Raw genomic sequence first — 23,441 nt, forward strand, 5'->3', positions numbered from 1 at the left:
GACCGTCTGCTAGGCTCCCGGCCTTGAGCGCCCTCCCCTGTGGGAGCGAGCCTGCTCGCGAATGCGGTGTGTCAGGCGATATAAATGCTGACTGATACTCCCTATTCGCGAGCAGGCTCGCTCCCACAAGTTATGTGCCAAACCCCTTTATTGCCTGTTGATCGAGATCCCCCCGCGTGCCCGACGCCATTCTGCGCCTCGCCCTGCCTTCGCCGCTGCGCCGCCTGTTCGACTACCGCGCTCCGGCCGGCGTCCTGCGTGCCCAACTGCACCCCGGCATGCGCCTGCGGGTACCGTTCGGCCGGCGCGAGATGATCGGGATTCTGGTGGAAGTCACCGACACCAGCGAAGTACCGGCCGAGAAACTCAAGCCGGCCCTGGCCTTGCTCGACGCTACGCCACCGCTGCCGCCCGCGCTGTTCAAGCTGTGCCTGTGGACTTCTCAGTACTATCAACACAGCCTCGGCGACACCTTGAGCTGGGCGTTGCCGGTGTTGCTGCGCCAGGGTGAGCTGGCCGAAGCGCGCCAGGAACGCTTCTGGTCTGCCACGCCAGGCGCCAGCCTCGATGACCCGCGCATCGCCCGCGCTCCGCGCCAGCGCGAAGCCCTGGCCACACTGGCCCAGCACCCCCACGGCGTCGCCCATCAGTTGCTGAGCAAACTGATGCTCAGCAAGGACAGCCTGGACTTGCTGCTGGCCAAGGAGCTGGTGCAGGTCGAGATCCGTCGCCACGCCCCCGGCGCACGCCACGAACACTGGCTGGCGCAACCGGAGCTGCCGTTGAACCCGGAGCAGCGCGCCGCCTATGAGGCCATTCGCGCCGGCTTCGACAGTTACCACGCGTTCCTGCTGGCCGGCGTCACCGGCAGTGGCAAGACCGAAGTCTATCTGCAGTTGATCCGCGAAACCCTGGAGGCCGGCAAGCAGGCACTGGTGCTGATCCCGGAAATCAACCTCGGCCCGCAGACCCTGGCGCGCTTCGAACAGCGCTTCAATGCCCGCATCGCGCTGATCCATTCAGCGGTCAATGACCGCGAACGCCTCGATGCCTGGCTGGCCGCCCGGGACGGTGAGGCCGACATCATTATCGGCACCCGTTCGGCCCTGTTCACGCCGATGAAGAACCCCGGCCTGATCATCATCGACGAAGAGCACGACGGTTCCTATAAACAGCAGGAAGGCTTGCGCTACCACGCCCGCGATCTGGCGCTGGTGCGGGCGCGGCAGGAAAACATCCCGATTGTCCTCGGCTCCGCCACCCCTTCGCTGGAAAGCCTGCACAACGCCTACACCGGCCGCTACGGGCTGCTGCGCTTGAACGAGCGCGCCGGCGGGGCCAAACAGCCACGCTTCCTGCGCCTGGACGTCAAAAGCCGCCCGCTGGACAGCGGCATTTCCGGCCCGATGCAGCAGGCCATCGGCCAGACCCTGGCTGCCGGGCAGCAGGTACTGGTGTTCCTCAACCGCCGCGGTTTCGCCCCGACCCTGCTGTGTCACGATTGCGGCTGGATGTCCGAGTGTCAGCGCTGCGATGCGCGGATGACCGTGCATCAGCGTTACGGCGAGTTGCGCTGTCACCATTGCGGCTACGTCGAACGCGTGCCGCGCCAGTGCCCGAAGTGCAACAAGGTCGATCTGCGGCCCGTCGGCGCCGGCACCGAGCGGGCCGAGGAGCGCCTGGCGATTCTGTTCCCGGACTTTCCGGTGCTGCGGGTCGACCGCGACAGCACATCGCGCAAGGACGCGATGAACCAGTTGTTCGCGACCATTCAGAAAGGCCAGCCGTGCATCCTGATCGGCACGCAAATGCTTGCCAAAGGCCACCACTTCCCCCGGGTGACGCTGGTGTCGATCCTCGACGCCGACGGCGGCCTGTTCTCCGGCGACTTCCGCGCCAGCGAACGCATGGCGCAGTTGATCGTCCAGGTTGCCGGCCGCGCAGGCCGCGCCGAAGAGCCGGGCAAGGTGATTATCCAGACGCACCTGGCCGACCACCCGCTGCTGGTGCAATTGACCGAACAAGGCTATTTCGCCTTCGCCGAACAGGCCCTGAGCGAACGCCGTACGGCTGGCTTGCCGCCGTTTGCGCACCTGGCGTTGTTGCGGGCCGAAGCGCATAAACCGGGTCAGGCCGAAGGTTTTCTCGATGAGGCGTGCAGCGAGGCCGAGCGCTTGCTGGCGGAACAGGGTTTGACCGGGATCGAACTGTTGGGGCCGGTGCCGGCGCCGATGGAGCGACGGGCCGGGCGTTATCGTGCGCAGTTGTTATTGCAGGCTACGGCGCGGGCGCCGCTGCACCGGTTGCTGGCCAGTTGGTTGTTGGTGCTGGAGCAGATGCCGAGTGGGCGGGCGGTGCGCTGGTCTTTGGATGTCGACCCGGTGGATTTGTATTGAGATCAAAAGATCGCAGCCTTCGGCAGCTCCTACAGAGGACTCGGTGTTCACCACCAACCTTGTAGGAGCTGCCGAAGGCTGCGATCTTTGCTTCTTTTGTCACCACACATCCACAACCTGCCTGCTAAGGTTGGCAAGCCCGTCTTCGCAACGGATAATGCCCAGTTTTTCCACCAGCGCATGATGCGCCGCCGCGCCTGCGGTCGAAAGAGAAGACCATGAAAGACACCATTCGCCAGCTGATCCAACAAGCCATCACCCAACTCGTCAACGAAGGTGTGTTGCCTGAAGGCCTGTCGCCGGCGATCCAGGTGGAAAACTCCCGCGACAAGAAGAACGGCGACTTCGCCAGCAACATCGCCATGATGTTGGCCAAACCGGCCGGCATGAAGCCCCGCGATCTGGCGGAAAAAATCATCGCCGCGCTGCCGGCTGACGAAAACGTTTCCAAGACCGAAATCGCAGGTCCCGGCTTCCTGAACTTCTTCCAGAACACCGATGCCCTGGCGACCCGCCTGGACGCCGCCCTGGCCGATGACCACATCGGCGTGCGCAAGGCCGGCCCGGTACAGCGCACCGTGGTCGACCTGTCGGCACCGAACCTGGCCAAGGAGATGCACGTCGGCCACCTGCGCTCGACCATCATCGGCGACGGCGTGGCCCGCGTTCTCGAATTCCTCGGCGACACCGTGATCCGTCAGAACCACGTCGGCGACTGGGGCACCCAGTTCGGCATGCTGATGGCTTATCTGCAGGAAAACCCGATCACCAGCGACGAGCTGTCGGACCTGGAGAACTTCTACCGCGCCGCCAAGCAGCGCTTCGACGAATCCGAAGAGTTCGCCGACCGTGCCCGTGGCCTGGTGGTCAAGCTGCAGGCCGGCGATGCCGACTGCCTGGCACTGTGGACCAAGTTCAAGGACATCTCGCTGTCCCACTGCCAGAAGATCTACGAACTGCTCAACGTCAAACTGACCATGGCCGACGTGATGGGCGAAAGTGCCTACAACGACGACCTGATCAACGTGGTCAACGATTTGAAGGCCGCTGGCATGCTGGTCGAGAGCAACGGCGCCCAGTGCGTGTTCCTCGACGAGTTCAAGAACGCCGACGGCGACCCGCTGCCGGTGATCATCGTCAAGGCTGACGGTGGCTACCTCTACGCCACCACCGACCTGGCGGCCGTGCGCTACCGCAGCGGTAAGCTCAAGGCCGATCGCGCGCTGTACTTCGTCGACCAGCGTCAGGCCCTGCACTTCCAGCAAGTGTTCGCCGTGGCGCGCAAGGCCGGCTTCGTGACCCATCCGATGGAAATGGAACACATGGGCTTCGGCACCATGAACGGCGCTGACGGCCGTCCGTTCAAGACCCGTGACGGCGGCACCGTGAAGCTGATCGACCTGCTGACCGAGGCCCAGGAACGCGCCTACTCCCTGGTCAAGGACAAGAACCCGGAGCTGGCCGAGGCCGAGTTGCGCAACATCGCCAAGGTGGTGGGCATCGGCGCAGTGAAATACGCCGACCTGTCCAAGCACCGCACCAGCGACTACAGCTTCAACTTCGACCTGATGCTCAATTTCGAAGGCAACACCGCGCCCTACCTGCTGTACGCCTACACCCGCGTGGCCGGCGTGTTCCGTAAACTCGGCAAGGACTTCAGCGAAGTCGACGGCCAGATCGTCCTCGAAGCGCCGCACGAACTCGAACTGGCAGCGAAGCTCGCGCAGTTTGGCGAGATCCTGAACAACGTGTCCGAAAAAGGCACCCCGCACATCCTCTGCACCTACCTGTACGACGTCGCCGGCCTGTTCTCCAGCTTCTACGAGAACTGCCCGATTCTCGCCGCCGACACCCCGGCACAAATGCAGAGCCGCCTGCGCCTCGCCGCGCTGACCGGACGCACCCTCAAGCAAGGCCTGGAACTCTTGGGCCTGGAAACTCTGGAGCGTATGTAAGTTGGCTGCCAAGAAAAAACCTGCACCCAAGCGTGGCGCCAGCCGTTACCAAGCTCCTGCAAAGCAACCGATCCCGGGCTGGCTGTGGATGGCCATCGGCCTGACGGTCGGCGCGTTCATCGTGTTCCTGATGAAGCTGGAACCGGGCAAGGGCAGCGACACGGTCAAGCGTGAAAAGGTCGAGCAACAGCAACAGCAGAAAGCCAGCAAGATCGCCGAGGCCAACAAGACCCCGCCGAGCCCGACGCAACCGGTGAAGCCGAAGTACGACTTCTACACCTTACTGCCAGAATCGGAAGTCATCGTGCCGCCGGATGCCGTGCCGGAAAAAACCTTGCCGACGCCACAAGTGCCGGCCATCCCGACAACGCCGGTCACCCCGGCCGAAGCGGCGAAGATCGACACGGCTCGCGCCCAGGCTGCATTGGCCGGGATCACGCCGCCGCCAGCGCCACCGGTCAAGGCTGCGCCTGTGACGAAGTTTTTCCTGCAGGCTGGCTCGTTCCGCAAAGAGACCGATGCGGACAAGGTTCGCGCGCAGATCATCCTGCTGGGCCAGGCCGTTTCGGTTGAGTCCGGTACGGTGAAGGACGAAACCTGGTATCGGGTACTGGTCGGACCGTTCAGCAACCGCGAACAACTGACGACCGCCCAGAAACAACTGGCCGGCGCCGGCTTCAGCAATCTGTTGTTACAACAACGCCAGAGCCGCTGACCCCCCAAGGTCAACCGAGTCATCGTTCATCGCTGGCAAGCCAGCTCCCACAGGGTTGGGGATTATCCTGTGGGAGCTGGCTTGCCAGCGATGGTGTCCGAACAGACAACACATCCCTCCCCTGCCTGCCACCGCTCGTCCCCTCTCTCGCCTTACAGTTGAAAAACCCTCCACCACCCCCATATGAATGGGCATAAGGCATTTTCGCCCCGCTGCGTGGAGACTCTTCCCTTGACCACCATCGTTTCAGTTCGCCGCCACGGCAAAGTCGTCATGGGCGGCGACGGCCAGGTTTCCCTTGGTAATACCGTGATGAAAGGCAACGCGAAAAAAGTTCGCCGCCTGTACCACGGCCAGGTCATTGCCGGTTTTGCCGGTGCAACCGCCGACGCCTTTACCCTCTTCGAACGTTTCGAAGGCCAGCTTGAAAAACACCAGGGCCACCTGGTGCGCGCCGCCGTCGAACTCGCCAAAGAATGGCGTACCGACCGCTCCCTGAGCCGCCTTGAAGCCATGCTTGCGGTCGCCAACAAGGACGCCTCCCTGATCATTACCGGCAACGGTGACGTGGTCGAACCCGAAGACGGCCTGATCGCCATGGGTTCCGGTGGTGCCTACGCCCAGGCCGCGGCCAGCGCGCTGCTGAAAAAGACCGACCTGTCAGCACGGGAAATTGTCGAAACCGCCCTCGGTATCGCCGGCGACATCTGCGTATTCACCAACCACACCCAGACCATTGAGGAGCAGGACTGCGCCGAGTAAGCCCGTGCAGCCATCGCACCACGGCTCATTCTTGCTTGAGGTCCACTGAATATTATGTCCATGACTCCCCGTGAAATCGTCCACGAACTCAACCGCCACATCATCGGCCAGGACGATGCCAAGCGCGCCGTCGCCATTGCCCTGCGCAACCGCTGGCGCCGCATGCAGCTGCCTGAAGAGCTGCGCGTTGAAGTCACGCCAAAGAACATCCTGATGATCGGCCCGACCGGCGTCGGTAAAACCGAGATCGCCCGTCGCCTGGCGAAACTGGCCAATGCGCCGTTCATCAAGGTCGAAGCGACCAAGTTCACCGAAGTCGGCTATGTCGGCCGTGACGTCGAATCGATCATTCGTGACCTGGCCGATGCCGCGATCAAGCTGCTGCGCGAGCAGGAAATCATCAAGGTTCGCCACCGCGCCGAAGACGCTGCCGAAGAGCGCATCCTCGACGCCCTGCTGCCACCGGCGCGCATGGGCTTCAGCAACGATGACGCCCCGACTGCCGATTCCAACACCCGCCAGCTGTTCCGCAAGCGCCTGCGCGAAGGTCAGCTGGACGACAAGGAGATCGAAATCGAAGTCGCCGAAATGGCCGGCGTCGATATCTCCGCGCCACCGGGCATGGAAGAAATGACCAACCAGCTGCAAAGCCTGTTTGCCAACATGGGCAAGGGCAAGAAAAAAGCCCGTAAGCTCAAGGTCAAAGAAGCGCTGAAGATGGTGCGCGACGAAGAAGCCGGCCGTCTGGTCAACGATGAAGAGTTGAAGGCCAAGGCCCTGGAAGCCGTCGAGCAGCACGGCATCGTGTTCATCGACGAAATCGACAAGGTCGCCAAGCGCGGTAATTCCGGCGGCGTCGATGTGTCCCGCGAAGGCGTGCAGCGCGACTTGCTGCCGCTGATCGAAGGCTGCACCGTCAACACCAAGCTGGGCATGGTCAAGACCGACCACATCCTGTTCATTGCTTCCGGTGCGTTCCACCTGAGCAAGCCGAGCGATCTGGTGCCCGAGCTGCAAGGCCGTCTGCCGATCCGTGTCGAACTCAAGGCCCTGAGCCCGGAAGATTTCGAACGTATCCTCAGCGAGCCCCACGCCTCGCTCACCGAGCAATACTGCGCACTGCTGAAAACCGAAGGCCTGGGCATCGAGTTCCAGCCGAGCGGCATCAAGCGCATTGCGGAGATCGCCTGGCAGGTCAACGAGAAAACCGAAAACATCGGTGCCCGTCGCCTGCACACCCTGCTCGAGCGCCTGCTCGAAGAGGTGTCGTTCAGCGCCGGCGACCTGGCCAGCGCCCATGACGGCAAGGTGATCCAGATCGACGCCGACTACGTCAACAGCCATCTGGGCGAATTGGCGCAGAACGAAGACCTGTCCCGTTATATCCTGTAGGTCATGTGATTCCTTGTAGGAGCCGGCTTGCCGGCGATGGCGCACCTGAGATCGCCATCGCCGGCAAGCCAGCTCCTACAAGGGTCAGACCACGCATACAAACGGACATCCGGTCATGACCCAACTCCCCACCGACATCAAGCTGCACAAAGCCTCGAAAACCCTGTCGCTGAAATACGCGTCCGGCGAGGAATACACCCTGCCCGCCGAGTTCCTGCGCGTGCACTCTCCCTCCGCCGAGGTCCAGGGCCACGGCAAACCCATCCTGCAATTTGGCAAGATCAACGTCGGCCTGACCAAGGTAGAACCGGCCGGTCAGTACGCACTGAAACTGACCTTCGATGACGGTCACGACAGCGGTCTGTTCACCTGGGAATACCTCTACGAACTGGCGCGACGTTATGACGCACTCTGGGACGATTATCTGGCCGAACTCAAAGCGGCCGGAAAAACCCGCGACCCGAACGAATCCGTCGTCAAGCTGATGCTCTAATCCGAGCCTCTTGCTCTTTAGAGGGCATTTTCTAATTTCATCTGTTTGAATGCTCCGCTTCAGGGCCGTCGATTGGCCTGCTTGCGAAAAAAATTAAACTCGGGTAACCAATGGAACTGGCAAGTTCCCTGCAGTGCTCACTGCGAACAAAAGCAGCGATGCAGTATTAACGGTCACCCGAGCAGCAGTACCTGGCATTGGTTGTGTGACTGCACAGCAGGCCCCGGGTACTCGTCTCAGGACATTGGAGCGTCGTAGATGAGTAACAAGAATAACGATGACTTGAAGCAACAAGCCTCCGAAAACACCTTGGGGCTGAATCCTGTCGTTGGATTGCGTGGAAAAGATCTACTGGCTTCTGCTCGCATGGTGCTCAGGCAGGCCATCAAACAACCGATTCACAGCGCCAAGCATGTCGCCCATTTCGGTCTTGAACTCAAGAACGTGTTGCTAGGTAAATCCGAGCTTCTTCCGAATGGCGATGACCGTCGCTTCGCCGATCCGGCCTGGAGCCAGAACCCGCTCTACAAACGTTATTTGCAAACCTACCTGGCGTGGCGCAAGGAACTCCACGACTGGATCGATGACAGCAACCTGCCGGCCAAGGACGTCAGCCGCGGGCACTTCGTGATCAACCTCATGACCGAGGCCTTCGCCCCGACCAACACGGCGGCCAACCCGGCAGCGGTCAAACGTTTCTTCGAGACCGGCGGTAAAAGCCTGCTCGACGGCCTCTCGCATCTGGCCAAGGACCTGGTACACAACGGCGGCATGCCGAGCCAGGTCAACATGGGGGCATTCGAGGTCGGCAAGACCCTGGCCGTGAGCGAAGGTGCAGTGGTGTTTCGCAATGACGTGCTGGAACTGATCCAGTACAAGCCCACCACCGAACAGGTGCACGAGCGCCCTTTGCTGGTGGTGCCACCGCAAATCAACAAATTCTACGTTTTCGACCTCAGCCCGGAAAAAAGCCTGGCGCGGTTCTGCCTGCGCAGCAACGTGCAAACTTTCATCGTCAGCTGGCGCAATCCGACCAAGGAGCAGCGTGAGTGGGGCCTGTCGACTTACATCGAGGCGCTCAAGGAAGCGGTCGACGTGGTCACCGCGATCACCGGCAGCAAGGACGTGAACATGCTCGGCGCCTGCTCCGGTGGCATCACCTGCACCGCGCTGCTGGGCCATTACGCAGCGATTGGCGAGAACAAGGTCAACGCCCTCACCCTGCTGGTCAGTGTGCTCGACACCACCCTGGACAGCGATGTGGCGCTGTTCGTCGATGAACAAACCCTCGAAAGCGCCAAGCGCCACTCCTATCAGGCCGGCGTGCTGGAAGGCCGCGACATGGCGAAAGTCTTTGCCTGGATGCGCCCCAACGACCTGATCTGGAACTACTGGGTCAACAACTACCTGCTGGGCAACGAGCCACCGGTGTTCGACATCCTGTTCTGGAACAACGACACCACCCGCTTACCGGCCGCGTTCCACGGCGACCTGATCGAAATGTTCAAAAGCAATCCATTGATTCGTCCGAATGCACTGGAAGTGTGCGGCACACCGATCGACCTGAAGCAGGTCACCGCCGATATCTTTTCCCTGGCCGGGACCAGCGACCACATCACCCCGTGGCGCTCCTGCTACAAGTCGGCGCAACTGTTCGGCGGCAATGTTGAATTCGTGCTGTCCAGCAGCGGGCATATCCAGAGCATTCTGAACCCGCCGGGCAATCCGAAGTCGCGCTACATGACCAGCACTGAAATGCCCGCCAATGCCGATGACTGGCAGGAAGAGTCGACCAAGCACGCCGATTCGTGGTGGCTGCATTGGCAGGCCTGGCAGGCACAGCGCTCGGGCAACCTGAAAAAAGCTCCGCTGAAACTGGGCAACAAGGCGTACCCGGCGGGCGAAGCTGCCCCGGGCACTTATGTACATGAGCGGTAACTGACACACCCGCCCCCCTGTAGGAGCGAGCTTGCTCGCGATGGACGTTAACGATAACGCGTTCTTTCCGGATTAACGCGTTGCACTTGAGTTCATCGCGAGCAAGCTCGCTCCTACAGGGGATCGGGAAGAATTCGAGAGAACGACCCACAGGGCCTGAAGCATGCCGCAACCCTTCATATTCCGTACCGTCGACCTGGATGGCCAGACGCTCCGCACGGCGGTACGCCCCGGCAAGCCTCACTTGACGCCCCTGCTGATTTTCAACGGCATCGGCGCCAACCTGGAGCTGGTGTTCCCGTTCATTGCGGCGCTGGACCCGGACCTGGAAGTCATTGCCTTCGACGTACCCGGCGTCGGCGGTTCGTCGACGCCAAACCGGCCGTATCGTTTTCCGGGGTTGGCCAAGCTCACGGCGCGGATGCTCGACTATCTCGACTACGGTCAGGTCAATGTCATCGGCGTGTCCTGGGGTGGCGCCCTGGCCCAACAGTTCGCCTACGACTATCCGGAGCGCTGCAAGAAACTCGTGCTGGCCGCCACGGCGGCGGGTGCGGTGATGGTGCCGGGCAAACCGAAAGTGCTGTGGATGATGGCCAGCCCGCGACGCTACATCCAGCCGTCCCACGTAATCCGCATTGCGCCGATGATCTACGGTGGTGCGTTCCGTCGCGACCCGACGCTGGCCGCCAGCCATGCGGCCAAGGTGCGTTCGGCGGGCAAGCTCGGTTACTACTGGCAGCTGTTCGCCGGCCTCGGCTGGACCAGCATCCACTGGTTGCACAAGATCCGCCAGCCGACCCTGGTGCTGGCCGGCGACGATGACCCGTTGATCCCGTTGGTCAACATGCGCTTGCTGGCCTGGCGGATTCCCAACGCCCAGTTGCACATCATCGATGACGGTCATCTGTTCCTGATTACCCGGGCCGAAGCGGTGGCCCCGATCATCATGAAATTCCTGGAGGAGGAGCGCCAGCGCGCGGTGATGCATCCGCGTCCGGCGCCATTGGGCAGTTAAAGCGCTGCATCAGCGGTCGGCAGGACGCCACGCCGCGCAACAACCCGTTACAGCGTCTATGGTGTTCTGGTTCAGTGTGTTTGTTTTTGGCCTGAAGACGAAGGAGTGTTGAATCATGCGCGAGAAACCAGCGAGGGAATCCTTAGCGACTCCCGCCGCGTTCATCAATGCACAGAGTGCGATTACCGGCCTGCGCGGCCGGGATCTGCTGTCGACCCTGCGCAGTGTGGCCGCCCATGGCTTGCGCAACCCACTGCACAGCGCCCGGCATGCCCTCAAGCTCGGCGGTCAGCTTGGCCGCGTGCTGCTGGGTGAGACCCTGCACCCGACCAACCCTCAGGACGCTCGCTTCGCCGACCCGGCGTGGAGCCTCAACCCGTTTTATCGCCGTAGCCTGCAGGCCTATCTGAGCTGGCAGAAGCAGGTCAAAAGCTGGATTGACGAGAGCAACATGAGCCCGGACGACCGCGCCCGCGCCCACTTCGCCTTCACCTTGCTCAACGACGCCGTATCGCCCTCCAACACCCTGCTCAACCCACTGGCGGTCAAGGAGCTGTTCAATTCCGGCGGTAACAGCCTGGTGCGGGGCATCGGCCATCTGGTGGACGATCTGCTGCATAACGACGGCCTGCCCCGGCAAGTCACCAAGCAAGCGTTCGAGGTCGGCAGGACGGTCGCCACTACCACCGGAGCCGTGGTGTTCCGCAACGAGCTGCTGGAGTTGATCCAGTACAAGCCGATGAGCGAAAAGCAGTATTCCAAGCCCCTGCTGGTGGTACCGCCGCAAATCAACAAGTACTACATTTTCGACCTGAGCCCGCACAACAGTTTCGTCCAGTACGCCCTGAAAAACGGCCTGCAAACCTTCATGATCAGCTGGCGCAACCCGGATGTGCGTCACCGCGAATGGGGGCTCTCGACCTACGTCGAAGCCGTGGAAGAAGCGATGAATGTCTGCCGGGCGATCACCGGCGCACGTGAGGTCAACCTGATGGGCGCCTGCGCCGGCGGACTGACCATTGCCGCACTGCAAGGTCATTTGCAGGCCAAACGGCAGCTGCGCAGGGTGTCCAGCGCGACGTATCTGGTGAGCTTGCTCGACAGTCAGCTGGACAGCCCCGCTACGCTGTTCGCCGACGAGCAGACACTGGAGGCTGCCAAGCGCCGCTCCTATCAGAAAGGTGTGCTGGACGGACGTGACATGGCCAAGGTCTTCGCCTGGATGCGCCCCAACGACCTGATCTGGAGCTACTTCGTCAACAACTACCTGCTGGGCAAGGAGCCACCGGCGTTCGATATCCTCTACTGGAACAACGACAACACGCGCCTGCCTGCGGCCCTGCATGGCGACCTGCTGGACTTCTTCAAGCACAACCCGCTGACCCACCCGGGCGGACTGGAAGTGTGTGGCACGCCGATCGATTTGCAGAAGGTCACCGTCGACAGCTTCAGCGTCGCCGGCATCAACGATCACATCACACCGTGGGACGCTGTGTATCGCTCGACGCTGTTGCTCGGCGGCGAGCGGCGCTTCGTGCTGTCCAACAGCGGTCATGTGCAGAGCATCCTCAACCCGCCGAGCAACCCGAAAGCCAACTACATCGAGAACGGCAAACTGAGCAGCGACCCCCGCGCCTGGTATTACGACGCCAAACATGTCGACGGCAGTTGGTGGACCCAATGGCTGGGCTGGATTCAGGAACGCTCCGGCGCGCAGAAGGAAACCCACATGGCGCTCGGCAACCAGAACTACCCACCGATGGAGGCAGCACCCGGTACTTACGTGCGCGTGCGCTGACGTTCAACGCGCCACGGCCGCTGCCGGCCGTGGCAAGACCCGATCATTAAGAAGACTGGATGAAAACCCGCGACCGGATCCTCGAATGTGCCCTGCAGTTGTTCAATCAGAAGGGCGAACCGAATGTCTCCACCATGGAAGTTGCCAATGAAATGGGCATCAGCCCGGGCAACCTCTACTACCACTTTCACGGCAAGGAACCGCTGATACTCGGGCTGTTCGAGCGCTTTCAATGTGAACTGCAACCGCTGCTCGACCCACCGTCCGACGTCGAATTGGGCCCCGAGGATTACTGGCTGTTCCTGCATCTGATCGTCGAACGCCTGTCCCACTACCGGTTTCTGTTCCAGGACCTGTCGAACCTCGCCGGACGCCTGCCGAAACTGGCCAAGGGCATTCGCAACCTGCTCAATGCACTCAAGCGCACGCTGGCGTCGTTGCTCGCACGATTGAAGGCTCAAGGGCAATTGGTCAGCGACACTCAGGCGTTAGGGCAACTGGTGGAACAGATCACCATGACCCTGCTGTTTTCACTGGATTACCAGCGGATACTCGATCGCGAAGGCGAGGTGCGGTTGGTGGTTTACCAGATCATGATGCTGGTGGCGCCGCATCTGTTGCCACCGATCAAAGTGGCGACGGAGCAAATGGCGATGCAGTACCTGGAAGCACACGAGTAAGCCTGACACCCGCCAACCCTGTGGGAGCGAGCTTGCTCGCGATGGCGTCTGTTCAGCCAACATGGATGTCGACTGATACACCGCTATCGCGAGCAAGCTCGCTCCCACAGTGGGCTTGTGTCGCTCAGAAATCCGCGCACAAACAAAAACGCCCGACCTTGGCAGGCCGGGCGTTTTTTTGAGCCCTGAAAATCAGGACTGACTGGTTGGCGTCGATGGAGCTGGCGCGGCAGTCGGGGTGACAGCAGGGGTTGGCGCGGTCGCGGAGTTAGAGGCGCTGACCGGAGCGGCTGCCGGGGTTGCCGGCTTGGCAGCTGCTACTGCTGGTTTTGGCGCGGCGGCTTTTGGAGCTGCCGGCTTCTTCACTGCAGGTTTTTTCGCAGCAGCAGGTTTGGCTGCGGGCTTGGCGGCGGCGGGTTTTGCTGCAGCTGTTTTAGCCGCAGGCTTGGCCGCTGCTGGTTTGGCGGCAGGTTTCGCAGTAGCAGGTTTGGCGGCTGCAGTTTTAGCGGCAGGCTTGGCAGCAGGTTTAGCCGCTGCTTTTGCCAGTGGCTTGGCGGCCGTTTTCGCGGCTGGCTTGGCGGCGGCAGTCTTGGCAGCAGGTTTGGCCGCCGCGGTTTTCGCCGCAACAGGCGCAACCTTGGCACCGGTCAGTTTTTCGATTTGCTTGGTCAGGGTCTCGACCTTGCTGTGCAGTGCCTTGACTTCGTTGCGGCTCGGTACGCCCAGACGCGAGATGGCGCTGTTCAGACGCTTGTCGAAAGCACCTTCCAACTCATCCCACTTGCCCAGTGCACGATCTTTCACGCCGCTGATGCGCGATTTGGCCGAAGAAGCGGAGTCCTTGGCGGCGTCGACTGTCTTGCCAACAGCGCTCTTGGTGAGCTTCTCGGCTTTCTCGCCGTCCTTAACCAATGCATCGAAGAGTTTGCTGCCGTCAGTGTCGATCTTCGAGTACACGCCTAAACCAGCCAGCCAGATTTTTCGGGAGTAATCTTCAACCTTCCCGATCCACGAGCTGCCTTCTTTTTCGGTTTTCTTTTTAACAGCCATCCCGTTCTCCTTAAGATTTACGCGCGACACGTTCGAGCAATGCCGTCAGCTCATCGAGCTTAGCAGAGAGTGTCTCAACGTCATGTTTAGACGGAATGCCGATACGATTCAAGGCACTTGCGACACGCGTGTCGAACGCCTTCTCGACCTTGTCGAGTTGAACTTCGACACGGCCTTTGAAAGTGCTGACTTCACTCTTGACTTCATCGATCTCGGCATTGGCCGCTTCAAGTTTCTCAGCGACTACTTTTTTGCCTTTCTTTTCAACAACCTGACCAGCCTTGATCAGCTCTTGAAAGTATTCGCTGCCCTCTTGGCCGACCTTGGCGTAGGCGCCCAGGCCTGCCAGCCAGATCTTGCGGGCATAGGATTTGACGTCGCCCAGCGTGCTGGTCGATGCGTCGATTTTTTTCTTCAAAATAACTTTGGCCATGGTGCACCTCACGCGCAGAAGGTTTGAGGAACTGCCCGGATAAGTGTCGGGCTCTGGCACAAAGTAGGGAGAAAAATTAGAAACGGCACCCTAACAACTGCAACAAAACCACGGGCGATCCTGTAGGAGCCGGCTTGCTGGCGAATCGATGGTGGCCGTGATGCCGCCTTCGCTGGCAAGCCAGCTCCTACGGGTCACGATCAGACCAACGCTTTATCCAGCGCCTTTTCGATTTCCGCTTTGATCATGCCGCTCATGGCCGACATCATCAGGCCCAACTCCACATCGACCTTGATCGAATCTTCACTGACATGCACCGCACCCTTCACACCCGAGCGTTTGAGGTTCAGGGTGTCACCGGACCACTGCGGCTCCAGGCCATACTGATCGGACAGTTTCTGCGCCAGCTTGTCGGCCTTCTCGCGAGCCGCTTCCTTGCCCAGGCCGTGGGCACGTTCAACACTAATACGGGCCATTGAATGACTCCTGCTTTGTGGATGCTTTCCCGGGGCATCTTGACCTCTGCTGCGTCAAAACGTCCCGATGGTTGCCCATCTTACCTTCAGCCTTGCCAAGACAAAGCATGCCTTGGGGATTAGAATGTCGCGCATTCTCTTTTGGTGACAGCGATATGACTGATCAGCGCAAAGGCAGCGATGCCGAACCCACCACTCACTTCGGCTTCAAAAACGTTCCGGAAAGCCAGAAAGCGGAAAAAGTCGCTGAGGTTTTCCACTCGGTAGCCGCCAAGTACGACCTGATGAACGACCTTCTGTCGGGCGGCATGCACCGTCTGTGGAAGCGTTTCGCGATCGAACTGTCGGGCGTTCGTGCCGGCAATCGCGTACTCGACATCGCCGGTGGCACCGGCGACCTGACCAGGAAGTTCTCGCACCTGGTAGGCCCGACCGGCCAGGTCGTACTGGCCGACATCAACGAGTCCATGCTCAAGGTCGGCCGTGATCGCCTGCTGGACCTCGGTGTGGCCGGCAACGTCGAATTCGTCCAGGCCGATGCGGAAAAACTGCCGTTCCCGGACAACCATTTCGACTGCGTGACCATCGCCTTCGGCCTGCGCAACGTGACCCACAAGGAAGACGCCCTGCGCTCGATGCTGCGCGTGCTCAAGCCGGGTGGCCGCTTGCTGGTGCTGGAGTTCTCCAAGCCGACCAACGCGCTGATGTCCAAGGCCTACGACGCCTACTCGTTCGCCTTCATGCCGTTGATGGGCAAGCTGATCACCAACGACTCGGAAAGCTATCGCTACCTGGCCGAATCGATCCGCATGCACCCGAACCAGGAAACCCTGAAGTCGATGATGGTCGAGGCCGGTTTCGACCGCGTGACCTATCACAACATGACCGCAGGCATCGTTGCCCTGCACCGCGGCATCAAGCCCTGATGCTGCTCGCCGGCCTGCTCGCCAGCGTTGAACTCGGCCTGAACCGGGTGCTGCGACTCGACAGCACGGCGCTGCCGCGGCTGGCGCATCTGACCGGCAAAGTGATTGCCGTCGATTGCCGCAGCCCGGCGCTGCACCTGTTCATCCTGCCCAGCGACGAAGGCCTGATGCTCGCCTCCCAGTGGGAAACCGGCGCCGACTGCACCTTGCGTGCACCGGCTTCAAGCCTGTTGAAGCTGGCCATGAGCAAGGACAAGACCTCGATCCTGCACAGCCCTGAAGTCGAACTCGACGGCGACAGCGGCGTGCTGCTGGAACTGGCGGCGATCCTCCAGGACCTGGAGCTGGACTGGGAGTACGAGCTCTCACGCTGGCTCGGCCCGGTCGCCACACAACTGGTCGGCGGCCACCTGCGCAGTCGCGCCCGCTGGTACCAGCAAGGCTTTGCCAGCCTGGGCCAGAACCTGGGCGAATACCTGGCCGAAGAATCGCGCACCCTTGTCGGTCAGCGCGAAGCCGAAGCCCGATTCAGTGAACTGGACCAGATCAAGCTCGATCTGGAACGTCTCGAGGCGCGTTTCGAGCGCCTTTCCCGATCCCTCGACCCAAGCGATAACGCATGAAGCTGCTTGCCGTCCGCCGTTTGTTGCGCATCCAGCGCGTCGTGATCCGCTACCGCCTCGATGACCTGCTGTTCGCCCTGCCACTGCCGTGGTTTCTGCTGGTGCTGCGTTACGCGTTGCCGTGGCGCTGGTTCCCGCGCAAGACCCTGGACCTGAGCCGTGGCGCGCGACTGCGCCTGGCGTTGCAGGACCTGGGGCCGATTTTCATCAAGTTCGGGCAGATCCTGTCCACTCGCCGCGACCTGTTGCCCGAGGACATCGCCGATGAACTGATGAAACTGCAGGACCGCGTACCGCCGTTCGACTCGCAAGTGTCGGTCAAGCTGATCGAAGAACAGCTGGGCAAGAAAATCAGCGACGTGTTCAGCCGTTTCGATGTCGAGCCGCTGGCCTCGGCTTCGGTGGCGCAGGTGCATGCCGCGCAACTGAAAACCGGCGAAGAAGTGGTGGTCAAAGTGATCCGCCCCGGTCTCAAACCGGTGATCGCCCAGGACCTGGCATGGCTGTTCATCCTCGCCCGCGCCGCCGAAAAACTCTCCGCCGATGCGCGCCTGCTGCACCCGGTGGACGTGGTCAGCGATTACGAAAAAACCATCTACGACGAACTCGACCTGCTGCGCGAGGCGGCCAATGCCAGCCAGTTGAAGCGCAACTTCGACGGCTCGCCGCTGCTGTATGTGCCGCAAGTCTATTGGGACTGGTGCCGGCCGAAAGTACTGGTGATGGAGCGCATCTACGGCATCCAGGTCACCGATCTGGCGACCCTGGCCGACCAGCGCACCGACATGAAAATGCTCGCCGAACGTGGCGTGGAGATTTTCTTCACCCAGGTGTTCCGCGACAGCTTTTTCCACGCCGACATGCACCCCGGCAACATCTTCGTCAGCACCGTGAATCCGTGGAGCCCGCAGTACATTGCGATCGACTGCGGCATCGTCGGCAGCCTGACCCCGGAAGACCAGGATTACCTGGCGCGCAACCTGTTCGCCTTCTTCAAGCGCGATTACCGTCGCGTGGCGCAGTTGCACATCGATTCGGGCTGGGTGCCGGCGGAAACCAAGCTCAACGAATTCGAAGCGGCGATCCGTACCGTGTGCGAGCCGATCTTCGAAAAACCGTTAAAAGATATTTCCTTCGGTCAGGTGCTGATGCGCCTGTTCCAGACCGCTCGGCGCTTCAACATGGAGGTTCAACCGCAGTTGGTCCTGCTGCAAAAAACCCTGTTGAACATCGAAGGCCTGGGCCGCCAGCTGTACCCGGACCTCGACCTGTGGAACACCGCGCAGCCGTTCCTCGAGCGCTGGATGCGCGAGCGGGTCAGCCCCAAAGCCCTGCTCGGCAACGTGCAGAGCCAGTTCGAACAGATCCCGCACCTGGCCAACATGGCCCGCGACCTGCTCGAACGCATGTCCCAGCCACACGCCTACGATCCGCCGCCACCGTGGCATCGACGCCGGGACGAATGGTTCCTGCGCCTGCTCGGCACGGCGCACCTGGCCGGTGGCGCCATCCTTGCCGCTGGCGGTCCGCTGAACCAGTTGGCCTATTGGCCGGCCGGCATCATGATGGCGGTCGGTTTGTATCTGGTCGTGCGCCGATAGCCAGTTGTGCTGCGCACTGGCACACTGTTTCAACGCCTGAGCTCGACTATTGAAGTGTCGAGCCCGCTGTCGGAGTCAAAGATGAAAAACTGGCTGGACGAGATCAAGTGGGACGCCGATGGCCTCGTGCCGGCGATTGCCCAGGATCACAAGACCGGGCGCGTCCTGATGATGGCCTGGATGAACCGCGAAGCACTGGAACTGACCGCTGCCGAGAACCGCGCCATTTACTGGTCGCGCTCCCGTGGCAAGCTGTGGCGCAAGGGCGAAGAGTCCGGCCACGTGCAAACCCTGCACGAGATGCGCCTGGACTGTGACGCCGACGTCATCATCCTGATGGTCGAGCAGATCGGCGACATCGCTTGCCATACCGGACGCCAGAGCTGCTTCTACCGCGTTTACGAGAACGGCGACTGGACAACGGTCGACCCGGTCCTGAAAGATCCGCATGCCATCTATTCCGCAGGGCACAAACATGAGTGACACTCTCACCCGCCTCGCCGAGGTACTGGAAGCGCGCAAAGGCGCCGCCGCCGACAGCTCGTATGTCGCCAGCCTGTATCACAAGGGCTTGAACAAGATTCTGGAAAAAGTCGGCGAAGAGTCGGTCGAGACCATCATTGCCGCCAAGGACGCCGCCGTCAGCGGCGACTGCAGCGATGTGATCTACGAAACCGCCGATTTGTGGTTCCACAGCATGGTCATGCTCGCCCAATTGGGGCAGCATCCACAGGCTGTACTCGATGAACTGGACCGTCGTTTCGGTCTCTCCGGACACGCCGAGAAAGCCTCGCGCCCGTCCGCCTGAATAACTATTAGAGAGGAGCAGCAGCATGGGCATTTTTGACTGGAAACACTGGATCGTCATTCTGGTTGTCGTGGTACTGGTATTCGGCACCAAGAAACTGAAAAACCTCGGCACCGACGTCGGCGAATCGATCAAGGGCTTCAAGAAAGCCATGAACGACGACGAAAAACCGGCCGACCCGAATGCGACCCCGGCCCAACCGGCTCCACCGGTCCAGCCACAGACCACTGTGAACCAGCCGCACACCATCGACGTGCAGGCACAGAAAGTCGAAGAGCCGATCCGCAAAGACGTGTGAGCACTGACTAATGTTTGGTATCAGCTTCTCTGAACTGCTGCTCGTCGGCCTCGTTGCCCTGCTGGTGCTGGGCCCCGAACGCTTGCCGGGCGCTGCGCGCACCGCGGGCCTGTGGGTCGGGCGCCTGAAGCGCAGCTTCAACGCGATCAAACAGGAAGTTGAACGTGAAATCGGTGCCGACGAGATTCGTCGGCAACTGCACAACGAACACATCCTGTCGCTTGAGCAGGAGGCGCGGAAAATCTTCACGCCGACCCAGCAGGAGCCGACGCCGGTTGAGCATGTGGGTGCGCAGACGATTCAAGCGCCTGCCGCCACTGTCGACTCGGCACCTGCTCCCGTTGTAGCGCCTGTCGAACCTGCGCCCGTTGTTGCAGCCGCTCCGGTTGAACCCGCTGCGCCTGTTGCGCCAGCCCCTCATGACCCAACATTGCCGCCGCGAGCCCCATGAGCGATCTCCCAGAAAACGACCAGCACATGCCGCTGGTTTCGCACCTCACCGAGTTGCGTACCCGACTGCTGCGCTGCGTAGCGGCGATTTTCATCATCTTCGCCGGCCTGTTTGCCTTTACCCAGCAGATCTACACCTTCGTCTCCACGCCGCTGCGTGCGTACCTGCCCGCCGGCGCGACGATGATTGCCACTGACGTGTCGTCGCCATTCCTGACGCCGCTGAAGCTGACGATGATGGTCTCGCTGTTCCTGGCGATTCCGGTGATCCTGCACCAGATCTGGGGCTTCATCGCCCCCGGCCTGTACAAGCATGAAAAGCGTATTGCCGTGCCCTTGCTGGTCTCCAGCATCTTTCTGTTCTATGCCGGCATGGCCTTCGCCTACTTCCTGGTGTTCCCGCTGATCTTCAAGTTCTTCGCCGCCGCCACCCCGGCCGGCGTGGAAATGATGACCGACATCACCAGCTACCTCGATTTCGTCATGACGCTGTTCTTCGCCTTTGGCGTGGCGTTCGAAATCCCGGTGGCCGTGGTACTGCTGGTATGGATCGGCGTGGTCGACGTCAAATACCTGAAGAAGATCCGCCCGTACGTGATCATCGGCTGTTTCGTGGTCGGCATGATCCTGACACCGCCGGACATCTTCTCGCAGACCCTGCTGGCCGTGCCGATGTGGCTGCTGTTCGAGATCGGCATCCTGTTCGGCAGCCTGATCAGCAAGCGTGGCGACCATCCGGAAGACCAACCGGCTGACGATCACAACGACCAGCCGCCAGCGACCCAAGCGTGAACCTGCTGCTCCTCGAAGAGGCCGATTTCATTGCGGCCGACCGGGCGATCCTGCGTGATCGCCGGTTGACCCACATGCAGGAAGTCCACCGCTGTGAAGTGGGCGACAGCATGCGCGTCGGGCGGATTGGCGGACTGATGGGTTCGGCCGAAGTGCTGCGCCTGGACGCCGACGAAGCGGAATTGCGCATCACCCTGGACCAGCCGCCACCGGCCAAGCTGCCATTGACCCTGGTATTGGCCCTGCCACGCCCCAAGATGCTGCGCAGGGTGTTCCAGACCGTGGCAGCCATGGGTGTGCCACGTATCGTGCTGGTCAACAGCTATCGCGTCGAGAAGAGCTTCTGGCAGACCCCGTTCCTGGAGCCCGAGGCCATTCGCGAGCAATTGATCCTCGGCCTCGAACAAGCCCGGGACAGCGTGCTGCCTGAAGTCGTCATCGAGAAGCGCTTCAAGCCGTTCGTCGAGGACCGTTTGCCGGCGATCACCGACGGCACCCTCGGCCTGGTGGGGCATCCCGGCAATTACCCGCCATGCCCTCGCGCACTCAGCGAACCGGTGACCCTGGCCATCGGCCCCGAGGGTGGCTGGATTCCCTACGAGATCGACCTGCTGGGCAAATCCGGCCTGCAACCGGTGCAACTGGGCGAGCGCATCCTGCGCGTCGAAACCGCCGTGACCGCGCTGCTGGCCCGCCTTTTCTAACACTGCGCCCCCCCTGTAGGAGCTGCCGAAGGCTGCGATCTTTTGATTTTTTAGAGCAAAAGATCGCAGCCTTCGGCAGCTCCTACAGAATCTCGGTGCGCCGCCGATACAGCCCCCATAAAACCAAATTGTGGTCCGGGGAGATTCAGCATGTACCAATGGCTAGCCGAGAATCTGGGAAACGTCAGCGTCAAACGCAAACTGGGGATCGGCTTCGGTCTGGTGCTGTTACTGACCCTGCTGATCACCTTCACCGGCTGGACCGGCCTGAGCGGCGTCACCAGCCGTGGCGATAAACTGGGGTTCATCGCCAGCCTCAACGACCTGACCAAGGACCTGCGCATTGCACGCCTGGATTACGAGATGCGTCGCGGTGAACAAGGTCCCGGCACGGTCAACGATCTGCTGGGCAAACTCGAAAGCGGCCTGCAGACCGCCCGCGGCCTGATCGAACAACCAGCTGACACGGCCATGGTCGATCAACAACTGGCCGCTGTCGCCGAATACCGTCGTGCCTTTAACGACATGACCCAGGCGGGTGCCCAGCGTGAAGATGCACGCAGCAAACTCGGCGCCACCGCCGACAACGCCGTGGCCCGCGTCGCCGAAGTGGAAAAATCCATGCTGCAAGGTGACAGCGTTGCAGCATTCAATAGCGTGATCGACCTGAGCAAACTGATCCAGCAGGCGCGCTTCCAGGTTCGCGGCTACACCTACAGCGGCAAGAGCGAAGCCGAACAGCCAGCCCTCGACGCGATCGACAACGCCCTGAAGAATCTCGAGGGCCTGCCGGCCAAACTGCCTGAAGAACACATCGCCAACCTGCAACAGGCGACTGACTCACTGAAGGCCTATCGTGCCGCCGTCAGCCAGTTCCGCGACTCCCAAACGGCCGGCGCCAAGGCCCTGGCACGCATGTCCGCCCAAGGCGACATCCTGTTGGACATGAGTCAGAAACTCACCGTCTCGCAAACCATCGTGCGTGACAGCGATGCCGCCCATGCCAAGAACATGCTGACCCTCGCCACCGCTCTGGCCATCGCCTTCGGCCTGCTGGCCGCCTGGGCCATCACCCGGCAGATCATCATTCCGTTGAACCAGACCCTGGCCGTCGCTGAACGCGTTGCCAGCGGCGACCTGACCCACAACCTGACGTCACAGCGTCGCGACGAACTCGGCCAGCTGCAACGCGCCATGCAGAGCATGACCCAGGGCTTGCGCGAACTGATCGGCGGCATCAGCGATGGCGTCACACAGATCGCCAGCGCTGCTGAAGAGCTGTCCGCGGTCACCGAGCAGACCAGCGCCGGGGTCAACAGCCAGAAAGTCGAGACCGATCAGGTCGCGACGGCCATGAATGAAATGGCCGCCACCGTGCAGGAAGTGGCGCGCAACGCCGAAGAGGCCTCCGAAGCGGCCGTCGCCGCCGACCAGCAGGCCCGTGAGGGCGACAAAGTGGTGGGCGAAGCCATTGCCCAGATCGAGCGCCTGGCCGCGGAAGTCGGCCACTCCACCGAGGCCATGGGCGAACTCAAGCGCGAAAGCGACAAGATCGGCAGCGTGCTCGACGTGATCAAGTCCGTGGCCCAGCAGACCAACCTGCTGGCGCTCAACGCCGCGATTGAAGCCGCCCGAGCCGGTGAAGCCGGACGGGGTTTTGCCGTGGTCGCAGACGAAGTCCGCAGCCTGGCCCAGCGCACCCAGAAGTCCACCGAAGAGATCGAAGAGCTGATCGTCGGCCTGCAAAGCGGCACGCAGCAAGTGGCGACCATCATGGACAACAGCCGCACCCTGACCGACAGCAGTGTCGAACTGACCCGCCGTGCCGGTGGCTCACTGGAAAGCATCACCCGCACCGTCTCGGCGATTCAGGCGATGAACCAGCAGATCGCCGCTGCCGCCGAACAGCAAAGCGCCGTGGCCGAAGAGATCAACCGCAGCGTGCTGAACGTGCGGGATGTGTCGGATCAGACCTCGGCAGCCAGTGAAGAGACCGCAGCCTCCAGCATTGAGCTGGCACGACTGGGGACGCATTTGCAGATGCTCGTGGGCAAGTTCAGGGTTTGAGGTGATCTGCGTACCTCGGTTCACTCAGGACCGAGGTGATGCCTTCGCGGGCAAGCCCGCTCCCAC

Annotated in this window: 23 protein-coding genes and 1 pseudogene; 21 read left to right on the plus strand and 3 right to left on the minus strand. The window is 61.5% G+C overall.

Going from position 1 to position 23,441, the window contains the following annotated elements; genetic code table 11:
• Positions 1–176: 176 nt before the first annotated feature.
• The 10 genes from CD175_RS26920 to CD175_RS26965 all read left to right on the plus strand — a co-directional run bounded on the left by CD175_RS26920 (position 177) and on the right by CD175_RS26965 (position 13,147).
• A complete protein-coding gene (locus CD175_RS26920; protein ID WP_104451110.1) occupies positions 177–2,396 on the plus strand; it encodes a primosomal protein N' in 2,220 nt (739 codons plus the stop codon).
• Positions 2,397–2,614: 218 nt separating this feature from the next.
• Positions 2,615–4,351 carry an arginine--tRNA ligase gene (argS, locus tag CD175_RS26925; protein ID WP_104451111.1) on the plus strand — a complete coding sequence of 579 codons (1,737 nt, stop codon included), beginning with the start codon at positions 2,615–2,617 and terminating at the stop codon, positions 4,349–4,351.
• Between the two features lies 1 nt (position 4,352).
• Entirely contained in the window at positions 4,353–5,066 is a 714-nt protein-coding gene (locus tag CD175_RS26930; RefSeq protein WP_007999206.1) for an SPOR domain-containing protein, read from the plus strand.
• Between the two features lie 231 nt (positions 5,067–5,297).
• On the plus strand, positions 5,298–5,828 hold the full coding sequence (hslV, locus tag CD175_RS26935) for an ATP-dependent protease subunit HslV (protein WP_007975582.1): 531 nt from the start codon (positions 5,298–5,300) through the stop codon (positions 5,826–5,828).
• A 54-nt stretch (positions 5,829–5,882) separates the two neighbouring features.
• A complete protein-coding gene (hslU, locus tag CD175_RS26940; protein WP_104451112.1) occupies positions 5,883–7,220 on the plus strand; it encodes an ATP-dependent protease ATPase subunit HslU in 1,338 nt (445 codons plus the stop codon).
• A gap of 115 nt (positions 7,221–7,335) precedes the next feature.
• Complete coding sequence (locus CD175_RS26945; protein WP_008017032.1) at positions 7,336–7,713, plus strand: gamma-butyrobetaine hydroxylase family protein; 378 nt, start codon at positions 7,336–7,338, stop codon at positions 7,711–7,713.
• 258 nt (positions 7,714–7,971) lie between these two features.
• Positions 7,972–9,651 (plus strand): class II poly(R)-hydroxyalkanoic acid synthase, encoded by a 1,680-nt coding sequence (gene phaC, locus CD175_RS26950; protein WP_104451113.1) that lies wholly within the window; start codon positions 7,972–7,974, stop codon positions 9,649–9,651.
• Positions 9,652–9,814: 163 nt separating this feature from the next.
• Positions 9,815–10,669, plus strand: coding sequence for a poly(3-hydroxyalkanoate) depolymerase (phaZ, locus tag CD175_RS26955; RefSeq protein WP_007975576.1), 855 nt, complete (start codon positions 9,815–9,817; stop codon positions 10,667–10,669).
• A gap of 115 nt (positions 10,670–10,784) precedes the next feature.
• Positions 10,785–12,467: a class II poly(R)-hydroxyalkanoic acid synthase gene (gene phaC / locus CD175_RS26960; RefSeq protein WP_104451114.1), complete on the plus strand. Its 1,683-nt coding sequence runs from the start codon at positions 10,785–10,787 to the stop codon at positions 12,465–12,467.
• 59 nt (positions 12,468–12,526) lie between these two features.
• Positions 12,527–13,147 (plus strand): TetR/AcrR family transcriptional regulator, encoded by a 621-nt coding sequence (locus CD175_RS26965; protein WP_007975574.1) that lies wholly within the window; start codon positions 12,527–12,529, stop codon positions 13,145–13,147.
• 192 nt (positions 13,148–13,339) lie between these two features.
• Here CD175_RS26965 and CD175_RS26975 read toward each other — a convergent pair whose 3' ends face one another.
• From CD175_RS26975 to CD175_RS26985, 3 genes are all read right to left on the minus strand, one after another.
• Positions 13,340–14,197 (minus strand): phasin family protein, encoded by an 858-nt coding sequence (locus tag CD175_RS26975; RefSeq protein WP_104451115.1) that lies wholly within the window; start codon positions 14,195–14,197, stop codon positions 13,340–13,342.
• Positions 14,198–14,207: 10 nt separating this feature from the next.
• Positions 14,208–14,630 carry a phasin family protein gene (locus CD175_RS26980; protein WP_104451116.1) on the minus strand — a complete coding sequence of 141 codons (423 nt, stop codon included), beginning with the start codon at positions 14,628–14,630 and terminating at the stop codon, positions 14,208–14,210.
• 200 nt (positions 14,631–14,830) lie between these two features.
• The gene (locus CD175_RS26985) at positions 14,831–15,106 is read right to left on the minus strand and encodes a polyhydroxyalkanoic acid system family protein (RefSeq protein ID WP_015093124.1); all 276 of its coding nucleotides are present in this window, start codon (positions 15,104–15,106) and stop codon (positions 14,831–14,833) included.
• A 155-nt stretch (positions 15,107–15,261) separates the two neighbouring features.
• Here CD175_RS26985 and ubiE point away from each other — a divergent pair, with 155 nt between their 5' ends.
• From ubiE to CD175_RS32190, 11 genes and pseudogenes are all read left to right on the plus strand, one after another.
• Positions 15,262–16,032: a bifunctional demethylmenaquinone methyltransferase/2-methoxy-6-polyprenyl-1,4-benzoquinol methylase UbiE gene (gene ubiE / locus CD175_RS26990; RefSeq protein WP_007975568.1), complete on the plus strand. Its 771-nt coding sequence runs from the start codon at positions 15,262–15,264 to the stop codon at positions 16,030–16,032.
• Positions 16,032–16,655 carry a ubiquinone biosynthesis accessory factor UbiJ gene (locus tag CD175_RS26995; protein ID WP_007975567.1) on the plus strand — a complete coding sequence of 208 codons (624 nt, stop codon included), beginning with the start codon at positions 16,032–16,034 and terminating at the stop codon, positions 16,653–16,655. Before ubiE ends, CD175_RS26995 begins: the two co-directional genes overlap by 1 nt.
• Positions 16,652–18,256 carry a ubiquinone biosynthesis regulatory protein kinase UbiB gene (gene ubiB / locus CD175_RS27000; protein WP_104451117.1) on the plus strand — a complete coding sequence of 535 codons (1,605 nt, stop codon included), beginning with the start codon at positions 16,652–16,654 and terminating at the stop codon, positions 18,254–18,256. Before CD175_RS26995 ends, ubiB begins: the two co-directional genes overlap by 4 nt.
• 81 nt (positions 18,257–18,337) lie before the next feature.
• The gene (gene hisI / locus CD175_RS27005; protein ID WP_007989281.1) at positions 18,338–18,739 is read left to right on the plus strand and encodes a phosphoribosyl-AMP cyclohydrolase; all 402 of its coding nucleotides are present in this window, start codon (positions 18,338–18,340) and stop codon (positions 18,737–18,739) included.
• Positions 18,732–19,064, plus strand: a complete 333-nt coding sequence (locus CD175_RS27010; RefSeq protein ID WP_085725457.1) for a phosphoribosyl-ATP diphosphatase — start codon at positions 18,732–18,734, stop codon at positions 19,062–19,064. Before hisI ends, CD175_RS27010 begins: the two co-directional genes overlap by 8 nt.
• A 25-nt stretch (positions 19,065–19,089) precedes the next feature.
• A complete protein-coding gene (locus CD175_RS27015) occupies positions 19,090–19,362 on the plus strand; it encodes a twin-arginine translocase TatA/TatE family subunit (RefSeq protein WP_104451118.1) in 273 nt (90 codons plus the stop codon).
• A gap of 10 nt (positions 19,363–19,372) precedes the next feature.
• Positions 19,373–19,813: a Sec-independent protein translocase protein TatB gene (tatB, locus tag CD175_RS27020; protein ID WP_104451119.1), complete on the plus strand. Its 441-nt coding sequence runs from the start codon at positions 19,373–19,375 to the stop codon at positions 19,811–19,813.
• Positions 19,810–20,604, plus strand: coding sequence for a twin-arginine translocase subunit TatC (tatC, locus tag CD175_RS27025; RefSeq protein ID WP_057712372.1), 795 nt, complete (start codon positions 19,810–19,812; stop codon positions 20,602–20,604). The genes tatB and tatC overlap by 4 nt, the downstream gene beginning before the upstream one ends.
• Complete coding sequence (locus CD175_RS27030; protein ID WP_104451120.1) at positions 20,601–21,308, plus strand: 16S rRNA (uracil(1498)-N(3))-methyltransferase; 708 nt, start codon at positions 20,601–20,603, stop codon at positions 21,306–21,308. Before tatC ends, CD175_RS27030 begins: the two co-directional genes overlap by 4 nt.
• A 150-nt stretch (positions 21,309–21,458) precedes the next feature.
• Positions 21,459–22,520: pseudogene (locus tag CD175_RS32185) on the plus strand (methyl-accepting chemotaxis protein); the annotation flags it as partial.
• A gap of 141 nt (positions 22,521–22,661) precedes the next feature.
• Positions 22,662–23,375 carry a methyl-accepting chemotaxis protein gene (locus tag CD175_RS32190; RefSeq protein ID WP_420849154.1) on the plus strand — a complete coding sequence of 238 codons (714 nt, stop codon included), beginning with the start codon at positions 22,662–22,664 and terminating at the stop codon, positions 23,373–23,375.
• The last annotated feature ends 66 nt before the right edge of the window (positions 23,376–23,441 follow it).

This window comes from Pseudomonas laurylsulfatiphila, from assembly GCF_002934665.1.
Classification (GTDB): domain Bacteria; phylum Pseudomonadota; class Gammaproteobacteria; order Pseudomonadales; family Pseudomonadaceae; genus Aquipseudomonas; species Aquipseudomonas laurylsulfatiphila.